Source organism: Novosphingobium sp. B-7 (assembly GCF_000410615.1).
In the GTDB taxonomy this organism is placed as follows: domain Bacteria; phylum Pseudomonadota; class Alphaproteobacteria; order Sphingomonadales; family Sphingomonadaceae; genus Novosphingobium; species Novosphingobium capsulatum.
The window spans coordinates 1-13,658 of sequence record NZ_APCQ01000783.1 but is presented as its reverse complement, the minus strand read 5'-3'; the positions used below and the strand labels follow the sequence as shown (position 1 = coordinate 13,658).

Annotated in this window: 12 protein-coding genes; all 12 read right to left on the bottom strand. The window is 66.9% G+C overall.

Annotation, left to right across the window (positions count from 1 at the left end; genetic code table 11):
* On the bottom strand, positions 1-1,089 hold a 1,089-nt coding region (gene ftsZ, locus H926_RS0108880; RefSeq protein WP_022675977.1), incomplete at its 3' end, for a cell division protein FtsZ.
* A gap of 218 nt (positions 1,090-1,307) precedes the next feature.
* A complete protein-coding gene (gene ftsA / locus H926_RS0108875) occupies positions 1,308-2,591 on the bottom strand; it encodes a cell division protein FtsA (RefSeq protein ID WP_022675976.1) in 1,284 nt (427 codons plus the stop codon).
* Positions 2,592-2,598: 7 nt separating this feature from the next.
* Positions 2,599-3,540: a cell division protein FtsQ/DivIB gene (locus tag H926_RS0108870; RefSeq protein ID WP_022675975.1), complete on the bottom strand. Its 942-nt coding sequence runs from the start codon at positions 3,538-3,540 to the stop codon at positions 2,599-2,601.
* Between the two features lie 2 nt (positions 3,541-3,542).
* Positions 3,543-4,508, bottom strand: a complete 966-nt coding sequence (locus H926_RS0108865) for a D-alanine--D-alanine ligase (RefSeq protein ID WP_022675974.1) — start codon at positions 4,506-4,508, stop codon at positions 3,543-3,545.
* Positions 4,505-5,410 carry a UDP-N-acetylmuramate dehydrogenase gene (gene murB, locus H926_RS0108860; protein WP_028657778.1) on the bottom strand — a complete coding sequence of 302 codons (906 nt, stop codon included), beginning with the start codon at positions 5,408-5,410 and terminating at the stop codon, positions 4,505-4,507. The genes H926_RS0108865 and murB overlap by 4 nt, the downstream gene beginning before the upstream one ends.
* A 104-nt stretch (positions 5,411-5,514) precedes the next feature.
* Positions 5,515-6,939: a UDP-N-acetylmuramate--L-alanine ligase gene (murC, locus tag H926_RS0108855; RefSeq protein ID WP_022675972.1), complete on the bottom strand. Its 1,425-nt coding sequence runs from the start codon at positions 6,937-6,939 to the stop codon at positions 5,515-5,517.
* Complete coding sequence (gene murG / locus H926_RS0108850; RefSeq protein WP_028657777.1) at positions 6,936-8,138, bottom strand: undecaprenyldiphospho-muramoylpentapeptide beta-N-acetylglucosaminyltransferase; 1,203 nt, start codon at positions 8,136-8,138, stop codon at positions 6,936-6,938. Before murG ends, murC begins: the two co-directional genes overlap by 4 nt.
* Positions 8,135-9,286 (bottom strand): FtsW/RodA/SpoVE family cell cycle protein, encoded by a 1,152-nt coding sequence (locus tag H926_RS0108845; RefSeq protein ID WP_028657776.1) that lies wholly within the window; start codon positions 9,284-9,286, stop codon positions 8,135-8,137. The genes murG and H926_RS0108845 overlap by 4 nt, the downstream gene beginning before the upstream one ends.
* An 80-nt stretch (positions 9,287-9,366) precedes the next feature.
* The gene (gene murD, locus H926_RS0108840; protein WP_022675969.1) at positions 9,367-10,662 is read right to left on the bottom strand and encodes a UDP-N-acetylmuramoyl-L-alanine--D-glutamate ligase; all 1,296 of its coding nucleotides are present in this window, start codon (positions 10,660-10,662) and stop codon (positions 9,367-9,369) included.
* A complete protein-coding gene (gene mraY / locus H926_RS0108835; RefSeq protein ID WP_022675968.1) occupies positions 10,659-11,723 on the bottom strand; it encodes a phospho-N-acetylmuramoyl-pentapeptide-transferase in 1,065 nt (354 codons plus the stop codon). Before mraY ends, murD begins: the two co-directional genes overlap by 4 nt.
* Positions 11,724-13,229, bottom strand: coding sequence for a UDP-N-acetylmuramoyl-tripeptide--D-alanyl-D-alanine ligase (gene murF / locus H926_RS26515; protein ID WP_022675967.1), 1,506 nt, complete (start codon positions 13,227-13,229; stop codon positions 11,724-11,726).
* Positions 13,226-13,658 (bottom strand): glutamate ligase domain-containing protein (locus tag H926_RS26510; RefSeq protein WP_043608757.1); only part of this gene is annotated, 433 nt, incomplete at its 5' end. The genes murF and H926_RS26510, both read right to left, overlap by 4 nt.

The window sequence follows — 13,658 nt, the reverse complement described above, 5'->3', positions numbered from 1 at the left end:
AGGTGCCTGCGGCGCGGTGGGCATGGCGATCGCCGGACGCGGCGCGGCGGCCGGGGTAAAGGCCGGGCCACGCGTGCCGCCGGGCAGATTCACCGGGCGGGCAGCCTGTTCGGCCTGCTCCATGCTCTGTTCGATGCCGGTGGCCACCACCGAAACGCGGATCTTGCCGTTGAGATCGGGATTGAACGCCGAACCCCAGATGATGTTGGCATTGGGATCGACCAGTTCGCGGATGTGGTTGGCCGCTTCGTCCACTTCCAGCAGCTTCATGTCGTCGCCGCCGATGATCGAAATGATCACGCCCTTGGCGCCCTGCATCGACACGCCATCGAGCAGCGGATTGGCAATGGCGCGTTCGGCCGCTTCGAGCGCGCGGTTGGGGCCTTCGCCCTCACCCGTGCCCATCATCGCCTTGCCCATTTCGCCCATGACCGAGCGCACGTCGGCAAAGTCGAGGTTGATGAGGCCAGGCATGATCATCAGGTCGGTGATCGAGCGCACACCCTGCTGGAGCACTTCGTCGGCCAGCTGGAACGCTTCCTTGAAGGTCGTCTCCGCCTTGGCCACCAGGAACAGGTTCTGGTTGGGAATGACGATCAGCGTATCGACGTGCTTTTGCAGTTCCTCGATGCCGGTTTCGGCCGAGCGCATGCGGCGCGTGCCTTCAAACAGGAACGGCTTGCTGACCACGCCCACGGTGAGCACGCCCTTGCGGCGCGCTGCCTCGGCAATCACCGGCGCAGCGCCGGTGCCCGTGCCGCCGCCCATGCCAGCGGCGATGAACACCATGTGCACGCCATCGAGAATGCGCTCAAGCTCGGGCAGGGTTTCTTCGGCGGCGGCGCGGCCCACTTCGGGGCGGGCACCGGCACCAAGGCCCTGCGTGATCGCCGGCCCAAGCTGGATGCGGTTTTCCGCGATCGAATTGTTCAGCGCCTGCGCGTCGGTGTTGCACACGACGAAGTCGACGCCTTCGATATTGGCGCCGATCATGTTGGCGATGGCGTTGCCGCCTGCGCCGCCCACCCCGATCACCGTGATACGGGGCCGAAGCTCGTCGATGGCCGGCGGTCCGATGTTGATGCTCATGTCGGTCTCCCTTACGGGTTGGCCCTTGCGGGTCGGGCGGTTGGGACGGGTCGGAGGCCGGAACGGCCGAAATGCGGATTTTCCAGCTTTGGCACGGAACGTTTCATCGAATCAAAGGCGATCGGCGCTTTTCCACAAGATCGATCGCCTATTTCGCGCCGAAATCAGCCGATCCGGTTGCTTCGTGCGACGAAAGGCCGGGATCGGTGCCATAACCGTTAAAAATATTCCTTGAGCGCGCGCACGATCCGCCGCCCCCAGCCCCACAGCGTGGTGGAACCGCCGCCTTGCGCTGCCATCGTCAACTTGCGGATATCGATCGGATCGGAAGCGGCATGCAGCACCAGGCCCACCAGCGTGGAGGAACTGGGCGTGGCATGGCCCTGCGGCAGGCCCAGCATGGCCGGCGGCGCGCCGATGCGCACCGGCCGTCCCAGCGCCGACTGGGCATAGTCGGCCAGGCCCGGCAACTGTGCCCCGCCGCCGGTCAACACCACCTGCTGGCCCCGCGTGCCGGTAAAGCCCATCGCCTTGAGGCAGCGTCCCAGCTCGTCAGTGAAGTGGCCAAGTTGCTGCGTGATCACCGAAATCAGCTCGGCACGGGGAATCCGGTTCTTGTCATCGGCATGGCGCGCCACTGGCCCTGCCCCTTCGGGATCGCCGGGGGCATTGACGGGAATCATCTCGCGATGGTCGGCCGGGCTGGCAATGGCCGAACCAGACATGCACTTGAGGCGCTCTGCCTGATAGCGGCGAATGCCAAAGGCCGAGGCGACGGCATCGGTGATGTCGCCCGAGCCGAACGGGAGCACCTGCATGCCCAGCAGCATGCCCCCGGCATGGACCGACACGGTGGTGACCTCCGCGCCGAAATCGACGAGAGCCACGCCCAGGTCGCGCTCTTCCGGCATCAGGCAGGCAAGCCCGGCGGCGACCGGCGCTGCCACCACGCCATCGACCTTGAGGTGCGCGTTCTCCACCGTTTCGCGGATGTTGCGGATCGGCGCGCCATCGGCGAGCATGACGTGGATATCCACCGCCAGCCGATCGGCATGCAACCCCTTGGGATTGGGCACGCCATGCGCGCCATCGAGCGTGTAATGCGCCGGCTGGGCATGCAGCACGGTGCGGCCATCGGGCTGAATCACATCGCGCGCGGCCACCAGCAGGTGCTGGATGTCATCATCCTCGATCCGCCGGCCGCCGATCTCCACCTCGACCTGCGCGGTGGAACTGGCCAAGCCCGCGCCGGCACAGCCGACCAGCACCTGGGTGACCGAAGTATTGGCCATCTTTTCAGCGCGTTCGATCGCATCGCGCACCGAATGGGTCGCGGCCAGCATATCGACCACATAGCCGCGCTTGATCCCTTGCGAGGCGCGGTGGCCCGAGCCGAGCACGACCAGTTCGCCCGCTTCGGACAGGCCAGCGATCATCGCCGAGGTGCGGAACGAGCCAAGATTGACGGCGGCAAAGACCTTGGTGATGCGGGGTGCAGCCACGGGCGGTTCAGTCCTTAGCCTTGGCGGCGGCCTTGGCCTTGGCCTTGTCGCGCTGTTCCTGGGCCAGTTCGTCAGCATGGCCGGGCACCAGGAGATAGGTGCGGTCCTTGGCGCGCATGTCAAAGCTCGCCACCTTGCCGCCGAGCAGGCGATTGACCCCGTCCATGCGCGCAAATTCAAGCAAGGCGGCGGCCGATTCGTCGGCGCCTTCGGGCAGGGCCAGCACCTGGCCGGTCTTGAACGTCAGGTTCCAGCGGCGGTTGCCGATCCATTCGGCCTCGGCCACCTGTGGCTTGAGCGCGGGCGCGGCATCGAGCAGGTGGTTGAGATCGGGCACCCGCGCGGCGGCGCCATCGCCCGACAGCACGAACATGCCCTTGGCGCGGGCCGGGCTCACCGGCTCCAGCTCGTGGCCGGTTTCATCGATCAGCATCAGTTGGTCGCCCTTGCGCAGCACGCCATGCGGGGTGCGCTCCACCACGTCGACCACCAGCGTATCGGGCAACTGGCGCGACACGCGCGCATCCTTGACCCACGGCAAGCTGAGCAGCGTTTCGCGCAGGGCCGCCACGTCCACCCGCGACATCGCCTGGTCGCGCTGGCCCAGCACCTTTTCATAGATGGTCAGCTCGTTCATGCGCTTGACCCCGCGCACTTCCACCCGCTTCACATCGAAACCCGCGCCATGGGAAAGGCGCGCCACTTCGCTTTCCATCAGGGCGGGAACCCCGGCGATATTGGCCACGGTCCACACCGCCACGGCCGCGGTGCCCAGGATCACGGTCAACAGGATCCGGTGCAGCGTTTCCTCGCTGAACGGCTGCACGCGCATGACATGGCCAATGGCAGAGCCGGTCTGCTTGCGCGCCGTCTGCACCTTGGCCTTGGCCCCGCGCTGCGCGGCCACCCGCCGCACGCCCTTGCCACCACGCCGGATCGTCTGCGCCATGGTCAGCCAGCCCCCTTCCTGGTCTTGGCGGCGGCCGCATCCTTGATCGCCTCGGCCAGGATCGCCTCGACCAGGTCGGAATAGTCCATCCCCAGGTGACGCGCCTGTTCGGGCACGAGGCTCAGCGGGGTCATGCCCGGCTGGGTATTCACCTCAAGCAGGAACAGCCCCTCCACCCCGCGCTCATCGTCCCAGCGGAAATCGGAACGGCTGGTGCCCTTGCAGCCCAGCAGCTTGTGTGCGCGCAGGGCAATGTCCTTGCACGCCTGGGCGATATCATCGGGGATTTCGGCGGGGCAGACGTGCTCGGTCAACCCGTCGGTATACTTGGCATCGAAATCGTAGAAGCCGGTCTTAGGCTTGAGCTCGGTGACCATCAGCGCCTGGTCGCCCAGCACCGCCGTGGTCAGTTCGCGACCCCGGATGAACGGCTCGGCCAGCAGTTCATCGAACTCCTGCCAGGGGCCCCGCGCATCCGGGCTGATCGGATTGCCATAGTTGCCTTCGGCGGTAACGATCGCCACGCCCACCGACGATCCTTCGTTGACCGGCTTCAACACATAGGGCCGCGGCAGCGGATCGTGGCTGTATAGCTCCGCCGTCTTGACCACGCGGCCGCCGGGCATGGGAATGCCGTGGGGCACCAGCGCCTGCTTGGTCAGTTCCTTGTCGATGGCGATGACCGAGGTGGCCAGGCCCGAATGGGTATAGGTCAGCCCCATCAGGTCCATCATGCCCTGCACCGTGCCGTCTTCGCCGGGCGTGCCGTGCAGCGCGTTGAACACCACGTCGGGCGCGGCCTCTGCCAGGCGTAGCGCCACGTCGCGGCCCATGTCGATCCGCGTGACAGTGTGCCCGCGCGCCTCGAGCGCACCGGCCACGCCTTCGCCGCTGGTCAACGACACCGGCCGCTCGCTCGACCAGCCACCCATCAGCACCGCCACATGAAGCCGGGGCAGATCGCTCATGGCCGATCCTCGTGCTTGATCCGGCCCACCCGCTTGATTTCCCACTGCAACTCCACGCCTTGTGTCTGTTTCACACGGGCCCGCACATTTTCACCCAGCGCCTCGATCTCGGCGCTGGTGGCGGTGCCGGTGTTGATCAGGAAGTTGGTGTGCTTTTCGCTCACCTGTGCGCCGCCCAGGGTCAGGCCACGGCACCCGGCCGCATCGACCAGCGCCCAGGCCTTGTGCCCATCGGGGTTCTTGAATGTGGACCCGCCGGTCTTGCTGCGCAGCGGCTGGCTTGCCTCGCGCGCAGCGGAAATGCGGTCCATCTCGGCCTGGATCGCCTCGGGCTCTCCCGGTTGCCCGCGAAAACGCGCGGAGACCACGATGCTGCCATCGGTCAGCTCGGAATGACGATAGGCATAGCCCAGTTCTGCCACGGGCAGGCGCGCCAGTTCACCGGTGCGCATCACCACGTCGCAATCGACCAGGATGTCCTTGACCTCGCGGCCATAGGCGCCGCCGTTCATGCGCACGAAGCCGCCGACCGTGCCGGGAATCGAACGCAGAAATTCCAGGCCGGCAATGCCCGCATCGCGCGCGGTCGACGAGACCAGGATGCCCGAGGCGCCGCCCCCGCAATCAAGCGTGACGGCATCGATCGCGGTGACTTTGGCAAAGGGCTTGCCCAGCCGTACGACCACGCCCGGCACGCCGCCATCGCGCACGATGAGGTTGGACCCCAGGCCCAGCGCCATGACCGGCACTTGCGGATCGAGTGCGGCCAGCAAGGCCTGGAGATCGGCCACGTCCTTGGGCTCAAAGAGCCAGTCGGCGGTGCCGCCCGACTTGAACCACACCAGCGGGGCGAGCGGGGCGTTTGGGGTGAGCTTGCCGCGAAGCTCGGGTGTGGCTTCCACCACCCCCCGGCCCCCTCCTCTGAAGAGGAGGGGGGGATTGGCATTGTGCTCCCCCTCCTCTTCAGAGGAGGGGGCCGGGGGGTGGTGAGAGGCCTTGCCCGCCATTACCCCTCACCCCGCAACGCCACGATCGCCGGCGCCAGGCCGGCCGCCCACTTGGTGATATCGCCAGCCCCCAGGCACACGACCATGTCGCCAGCCTGAAGCTGCGGCGCCAGTTCGGCGGCCAAGGCTTCCGGCCCGGCGATCAGATGCGCGCTGCGGTGGCCGCGCGCCTTGACGCCTTCGACCATGGCGGCGCTGTCCACGCCCTCGATCGGCTGTTCGCCGGCGGGATAGACAGGCGCCGCATAGACCACGTCGGCATCGTTGAACGCGCCCTGGAAATCTTCCATGTGGTCACGCAGGCGGGTGAAGCGGTGCGGCTGGACCACGGCGATCACACGCCCGCGCACGCCTTCACGCGCGGCAGCCAGCACGGCGCGGATTTCCACCGGGTGATGGCCATAGTCATCGATCACCGCCACCTCGCCACCGGGCACGGCAACCTCGCCCACCTTGGTAAAGCGGCGCTTGACCCCGCCAAACTTGGCAAAGCCGGTGCGCACCAGATCGTGCGGCACGCCCATTTCCACCGCCACGGCAATCGCGGCCAGCGCGTTCTGCACATTGTGGCGGCCGGGCATCGGCAGGTGAATGTCTTCGATCCGCTGGAACGAGCCATCGCGCTGGCGCAGCACGGCGGTGAAGCGGTTGCCGCCCGGTTCGGGCGTCACGCCTTCGCCGCGCACGTCGGCCTGGGCGGAAAAGCCATAGGTCACCACGCGGCGATCGCGCACCTGCGGGATGATCGCCTGCACTTCGGGATGGTCGATGCACAGCATCGCCGCGCCATAGAACGGCACGTTCTCGATGAATTCGACAAAGGCACGCTTGACCTTCTCGAACGAGCCATAGTGATCGAGATGCTCGGGATCGATGTTGGTGACCACCGCGATAGTGCCATCGAGCCGCAAGAACGAGCCATCGCTCTCGTCGGCCTCCACCACCATCCAGTCGCTGTCACCCAGGCGGGCGTTGGAGCCGTAGGAGTTGATGATGCCGCCGTTGATCACCGTGGGATCGACGCCGCCAGCATCGAGCAGGCAGGCCACCAGCGACGTAGTCGTGGTCTTGCCATGCGTGCCCGCCACCGCGACGGTGTTTTTCAGGCGCATCAGTTCAGCCAGCATTTCCGCGCGGCGCACCACGGGAATGCGCGCTTCCAGCGCGGCCACCACTTCGGGATTGTCGCGCTTCACCGCAGTGGAGGTCACCACCACCTGGGCATTGGCGACGTTTTCCGTGCACTGGCCGATCATCACCGGGATGCCGCGCGCGCGCAGTCCTTCGACGACATAGCTTTCCGCCATGTCTGACCCCTGCACGGCATAGCCCATGTTGTGCATCACTTCGGCAATGCCCGACATGCCGATGCCGCCGATGCCGACGAAATGGATCGTGCCGATTTCGACGCCGACACCCTTCATGCTTCATTCTCCAAAGCCAGCGCTTCGCCGCCAGCCGTTGCCGGGGCGGCCGCCTTGCCGTCAACCCGGATCACATCCATCAGCGGCGCCCCGCCAAACCCTTCGACCAGATCAGCGAGGTCTTCCACCGCGCGCGGCAAGCCGCAGTTCCACGCGGCATGGGCAGCGTTGGCCAGCCCCACAGGGTTCATCGCCATGGCCTGGATCTGCTTGGCCAGCTCCTTGGGCGTGAAGCCCGGCTGGCGGATCGCGCGGGCACCGCCGGCCTTGACCATTTCGCGGGTGTTGGCGGCCTGGTGATCGTCCGTGGCGATCGGCAGCGGCACCAGGATCGCCGGGCGGCCCACGGCGGTAAGCTCGGCAATGGTCGATGCGCCAGCGCGGCCGACGAACAGGTGCGCGCCGGCGAGCCGGCTCGCCATGTCTTCGAAATAGGTGCCCAGTTCGGCGGGAATTTCATGCGCGGCATAGCGCGCGCGCACGGCTTCCAGGTCCTCGGGGCGGCACTGCTGCGTCACTTGCAGGCGATGGCGCAAGGCGGGCGGCAGCATGGCCAGGCCATCGGGCACGACCTGAGCCAGGACCGACGCGCCCTGGCTGCCCCCGGTCACCAGCACGCGGAACAGGCTGTCTTCGGAAAATTCCGGGAATGGCTCTCCGCGCAGCGCCAGCACTTCCGGGCGCACAGGATTGCCCACCAGGTGTACCTTGCCCCACCAGCGCGGATCGAGGCGGTCCACCTCGGGATAGGCGGTGGCGATGGCATCGACGCCCTTGGCCAGGTAGCGGTTGACCCGGCCCAGCACCGCGTTCTGTTCGTGGATCACCGTGGGAATGCCCGCCGCGCGCGCTGCCAGCAGCGCGGGCAGCGCCGGATAGCCGCCAAAGCCGATCACGCACGACGGCGCAAAGCTTTCAAACAGGCGCAGCGCCATCGAGCGGCCCTGCCAGATCGCGCGCAGGCCCTTGAGCAGGGCAACCGGGTTCTTGCCCAGGCGCCCGGCGGGCAGCACATGAGCAGTTAGGAAATCGGGCTTGCCGGGAATCTTGGCGCCGCGCGCATCGGTGATCAGCGCCACGTGATGGCCGCGCGCGTGCAGTTCGGTGGCCAGGGCAAAGGCGGGAATCAGGTGCCCGCCGGTGCCGCCAGCGGCCAGCACGAAATGGCGCGATACGCCGGGTTGAGGTTGTGCAGTCATTTGCGCGTCAATTCGCCCAGATGGAAGGTTTCGCGCGTCAGATAGGGGTTGCGGCGCGTGATGGCGAGCAGGAAACCGACGCCGAGCAACAGCGCGATGGTGGACGAACCGCCATAGCTGATCAGCGGCAGCGTCATCCCCTTGGACGGGAACAGTTGCAGGTTGACCAGGATGTTGATGAACGCCTGCCCCGCCAATTGCGCGGTCAACCCGGTCGCTGCCAGCACGGTGAACAGGTCTTCCTCGTCCACCAGGCGCAGCAGCACCCGCAGCACGATGGCGCAATAGAGGATCACCACGATAGCGCAGGAGATCAGGCCGAACTCTTCCCCAATCACCGAAAAGATATAGTCGGTGTGCGCCTCGGGCAGCGCGTTCTTGCGCGCGCCCAGCCACAGGCCAGTGCCGCTCCACCCGCCAGCCACCAGCGTGCGCATGGCCAGGTCCACCTGGTCGAACTCTGCCCCGCCCGACAGGAAGTTGTCGATGCGGTGCGTGGCGTTGGGATAGAACAGATAGGCCAGGATCACCGCCACGATCGCCCCGCCCATCGCCCAGCCCACCCGCGCCAGCGGTAGGCCCGACAGCAGCACGAGCACGAACCACACCCCGGCAAACAGCACGGTAGAGCCGAAATCGGGCTGCGCCATCAGCAGCACCGCCACCACCAGCATCGGAACCATCGACAGGCGGATCACCGGCATGTGCGGATCGCGCACTTTCCATGACAAGATCCAGGCAACCGCGATGGCAAAGCCAGGCTTGAGGAATTCGGATGGCTGGATGCCCAGCACCCAGCGCTTGGCGCCCTTTACCTCGGTGCCCATGATCGGCACCAGGATAAGCGCCACGACCATCACGCCCGCGAGCATGATCGCCGCGCGCCGTGCCGTATCCTTGGGCAGGAGCGACACTGCAAACATGCCGAGCAGGCCAAGCCCCTGCATTTCCAGCTGGCGCCAGAAGAAATAGAGATCGCCCAGCGCCTTTTGATGGGTGGAGAGGCGATGCGCGCTGGCCGGAGAGGCCGCGGCCACGGCAATCGCGCCCACGATCATCAAGACCAGGATCAGGCCCAGCAGCACGCGATCGATCTCGCGCCACCAGATCACCAGTTCGCTGCGCCGGGTGCGCCGGAAGCGCTGCATCGCCGAGGCCGAAGCCGCCGTGGCGGCAGGCGCGGTGCCCGATGCCGGGGGCAGGACGGGGCCGCCTGAAGCCATGCCGGTCAGCTCCCTGCCGTGAGAGCGGCGACGATCTGGCGGAAGCATTCGCCGCGCGCCTCGAAATCGCGGAACTGGTCGAAACTGGCGCAGGCCGGCGACAGCATGATCACATCGCCCGGTACGGCCTGCGCCATGGCGGCGCGCACGGCATCGCCCAGCATTTCGGCACGCGTCACCGGCAAGACCGGTTCCAGGATTTCGGCAAAGCGCGGGCCCGCCTCGCCAATGGTATAGGCGCGCACGACATGGCTGAAATGCGGCGCGCATTCGTCAAGATCATCGCCCTTGGGCAGGCCGCCGACGATCCAATGGATGCGCGGAAAGGCGGCGAGTGCCGGCGCGGTGGAAGCCGGATTGGTGGCCTTGCTGTCGTTCACGAACAGCACGCCGTCCTTTTGCGCCACGCGTTCCATGCGATGGGGTAGCCCCACGAAGCTGGCAAGGCCCGCCTCGATCGTCGGCTCGTCCAGCCCAAGATAGCGCGCCGCGCCCACCGCCGCCGCCGCATTGGCGCGGTTGTGCGGGCCTTGCAGCGATGGCCACTGCGCCGGATCACCGGGCAGATCGATCGCGTTGATGAATGTGAAGTTGGCGCCTTCCGGGGCAAAGCGCAGCACGTCGTCGTCAAGCTCTGCCCGCATGTCGACCAGCGCAAGGTGGCCCGGCGCCTGCATGCCAAACAGCCGCGCCTTGGATGCGACATAGCCATCATAGCCGTCATAGCGATCGAGGTGATCGGGGCTGAGATTGAGCAGGATCGCCACATCGGCATCGAGGCGCTGCGTCAGGTCGATCTGATAGCTCGACAATTCCAGCACATAGACGCCGCCAGCCGGCAGCGGCTGCTGTTCCAGGATCGGCTTGCCGATGTTGCCGCCCATCAAGGTGGGCACGCCGGCCTGCTGCAACAGATGGTGGGTCAGCGCCGTGGTGGTGGACTTGCCGTTGGTGCCGGTGATCGCCACCACGCGGTGCGGCGGCAGATCGCCACGCGCCTGGGCAAACAGTTCGATATCGCCGATTACTGGCACGCCAGCGGCGCGGGCATGGGCGGCGATCGGATGGCGGTTGAGCGGCACGCCGGGGGAAACCACGATCCCGGCAAAACCGGCCAGATCGATCGCCAGCGGATCAGCCAGGGTCACGCGCCCTTCCAGCGCGGCGCGCGGTTCCTCGCGCGCGTCCCACGCGGTGACCAGTGCGCCGCTGGCCAGCAGGCATTCCACCGTGGCCATGCCCGAGCGCGCCAGGCCGAGCACGGCATACTTTTTTCCAGCAAAGGCAGGCGAGACGATCATCGCACCTTCAGCGTGGCAAGGCCAAGCAGCGCCAGCACGATCGAGACGATCCAGAAGCGGATCACCACGGTCGATTCCTTCCAGCCCAGCTGCTCGAAATGGTGGTGGATCGGGGCCATGCGGAACACCCGCTTGCCCGTGCGCTTGTAGACGAAGACCTGGACGATCACCGAAACGGCTTCCATCACGAACAGCCCGCCGACGATCGCCAGCACGATTTCATGGTGCGCCGCCACCGCGATCACGCCCAGCGTGCCGCCCAGCGCCAGGCTACCGGTGTCGCCCATGAACACGGCGGCCGGCGGCGCATTGAACCACAGGAACGCCAGGCCCGCGCCCATGACGGCGGCGCAATAGATCGCCAGTTCGCCCGCGCCCGGCACATGGGGAATGCCCAGGTAATGGGCATAGTCGGCGCGGCCCGCCAAATAGGCAATGATTGCAAAGGTGCCGCAGGCGATGATCACCGGCATGATCGCCAGCCCATCGAGCCCGTCAGTCAGGTTCACGGCATTGCCCGCGCCCACGATGACAAACGCGGCGAACACGAAATAGAACGGCCCAAGCGGGATATAGAGGTTGCTGAACACCGGGACGTAGAGATTGGTTTCGGTCACCACCAGCCACGCGGCGATCCCGGCGATCACGAATTCCAGCAGCAGGCGCACCTTGGCCGGCACGCCCTGGTGGGCATATTTGGTGACCTTGTCGTAATCGTCCATGAAGCCGATCAGGCCAAAGCCGAGCGTGACGATCAGGCAGGCCCAGACATAGCGGCTGGACAGGTCCATCCACAGCAGCAGGCCCAGCACCAGCGCCGTCACGATCATCAGCCCGCCCATGGTCGGCGTGCCGCGCTTGGCCAGGTGGCTTTGCGGCCCATCCTCGCGGATCGGCTGGCCCTTGCCCTGGCGCATGCGCAGCATGTTGATGAAGCGCGGCCCGATCATCAGCCCGATCAACAGCGCGGTCAGCAGCGACGCCCCGGCCCGGAACGACTGATAGCGAAAGAGATTGGTCAGGCCTTCATAATGCAGCCAGTGAGCCAGGAGATAGAGCATTCACCGTTCCTTGTCAGGCCAGCGCCCTGACCCCAACAGGTCAACCAGCGCGCCCAGACCAACCGAATTCGAACCTTTTACGAGGATGGCGTCCCCGCCCGCAATGCCGATCCGCGCCAGCACGTCTGCTGCCTCGGCACTCGTTTGCACATGATCGACTTGCAGGGACGCTGCAAGCGCGGCCCCCTCGCTTTTCCCCAATGCGGCGGCCAATGCCGCCATTTCGGGGCCAACCAGCACGGCATGGGCAATGCCGGCGGCCAGCACAGGCCCAGCCAGTTCGGCGTGATAGCGATCTTCATCAGCGCCCAGTTCGCGCATTGCGCCCAGCACCGCGATGCGGCGCGCCGCGGGCGTGGCACCCAGGCCCGCGAGCGTTACGGCCATCGAGGCCGGATTGGCATTATAGCTTTCATCGATCACCAGCGCGGTGCCGCTGCCATCGCCACCATCGGCGGCCACGACATGGCGTGCGCCGCGCCCGGCAAGCCCGGCCATTTCAGCCAGCGCCAGGCCGGCCGCACCCAGGTCTCCACCGACGGCGCGCACGGCGGCCATCACGGCCAGCGAATTGATCACCCAGTGATCGCCCGGCTGCGCCACGGTATAGCACAACTTGCCACCGCCTTCGCCGAAACCACCCAGGTCGGCCGTGACGAGCGAGCCACCGCCAGGCGCCGCCACCACATCGAGCAGGCGCACATCGGCATGGGCCGCACGGCCGAAGGCGATGATCACGCCGGCATGCTGGGCCGCCTTGGCGCGCAGGCGTTCATAATGCGGGCTGTCGGCCGGGATGATCGCGATGCCGCCCGGCTCCAGTCCTTCAAAGATTTCGCCCTTGGCATCGGCGATGGCTTCCTCGCCGCTAAAGTGGCCGATATGCGCGGGCGCGATGGTGGTGACGATGGCAACGTGCGGCCGCACCAGCTGCGTCAGCGCCGAAAGCTCTCCGGCATGGTTCATGCCCATCTCGAACACGCCGAACTGGGTGCGCGCCGGCATGCGCGCCAGGCTGAGCGGCACGCCGACGTGGTTGTTGTAGCTTTTGACCGAGCGATGCGCCCGCCCCCGGCTGCCGCGATCGAGCGCGGCAAACAGCGCTTCCTTGACCGAGGTCTTGCCCGCCGATCCGGTCACCCCGATCACCCGCGCTTCGGGCGCCAGACGCGCACGCGCCGCACGGCCCAGGGCATCGAGCGCGGCGGTGGTATCGTCAACCAGCACATGCGGATGCAGCACCGAATGCTCCACCACCGCAGCGGCAGCACCCTTGCCGAATGCGCCGGTGACAAAGCGGTGGCCATCGGCGCTTTCGCCGCGCAGCGCGAGGAACAGGTCGCCCTCCATCACCTCGCGGCTGTCAAACGCCACGCCGCCCACGGCAAACGCGACAGAGGCCTTGCCGCCGGTTGCCGCCGCGATCTCCTGCGCTGTCCACAGGGCCAGCGGGGTGTCGTCCTCGGCCTCGAGCGGCCAATCGATCAGGGCGGCGGCTGCGGTCATCCGGTTATCTCTCCCACGCATTCACGGGCCACCTGCACGTCATCGAACGGCAGCACCCGCATGGCTTCACCACGCCCCACGATCTGTCCCTGTTCGTGGCCCTTGCCGGCCACCAGCACGATATCCCCCTTGCCCGCCTGGCCCACGGCATGGGCAATTGCGGCGCGGCGATCGGCCACTTCCACGGCGCGGCCATCGCACCCGGCCATCACCGCGGCGCGGATCGCGGCGGGATCTTCGCCACGGGGATTGTCATCGGTCACGATCACCAGATCAGACCCGGCGCAGGCCGCCGCGCCCATCGGCGCGCGCTTGCCGGTATCGCGATCGCCGCCCGCACCGATTACGGTGATCAGCCGCGCGCCGACATGCGGGCGCAGCGCGGCAATCGCCGCCTCGATCGCGTCGGGCGTGTGGGCATAGTCGATA

Bases quoted from the DNA above. Each gene is read 5' to 3' on its own strand.
- H926_RS0108870 (WP_022675975.1), bottom strand. From the start codon at position 3,540: ATGGCGCAGACGATCCGGCGTGGTGGCAAGGGCGTGCGGCGGGTGGCC.
- H926_RS0108865 (WP_022675974.1), bottom strand. From the start codon at position 4,508: ATGAGCGATCTGCCCCGGCTTCATGTGGCGGTGCTGATGGGTGGCTGG.
- murC (WP_022675972.1), bottom strand. From the start codon at position 6,939: ATGAAGGGTGTCGGCGTCGAAATCGGCACGATCCATTTCGTCGGCATC.
- murG (WP_028657777.1), bottom strand. From the start codon at position 8,138: ATGACTGCACAACCTCAACCCGGCGTATCGCGCCATTTCGTGCTGGCC.
- H926_RS0108845 (WP_028657776.1), bottom strand. From the start codon at position 9,286: ATGCAGCGCTTCCGGCGCACCCGGCGCAGCGAACTGGTGATCTGGTGG.
- murD (WP_022675969.1), bottom strand. From the start codon at position 10,662: ATGATCGTCTCGCCTGCCTTTGCTGGAAAAAAGTATGCCGTGCTCGGC.
- mraY (WP_022675968.1), bottom strand. From the start codon at position 11,723: ATGCTCTATCTCCTGGCTCACTGGCTGCATTATGAAGGCCTGACCAAT.
- murF (WP_022675967.1), bottom strand. From the start codon at position 13,229: ATGACCGCAGCCGCCGCCCTGATCGATTGGCCGCTCGAGGCCGAGGAC.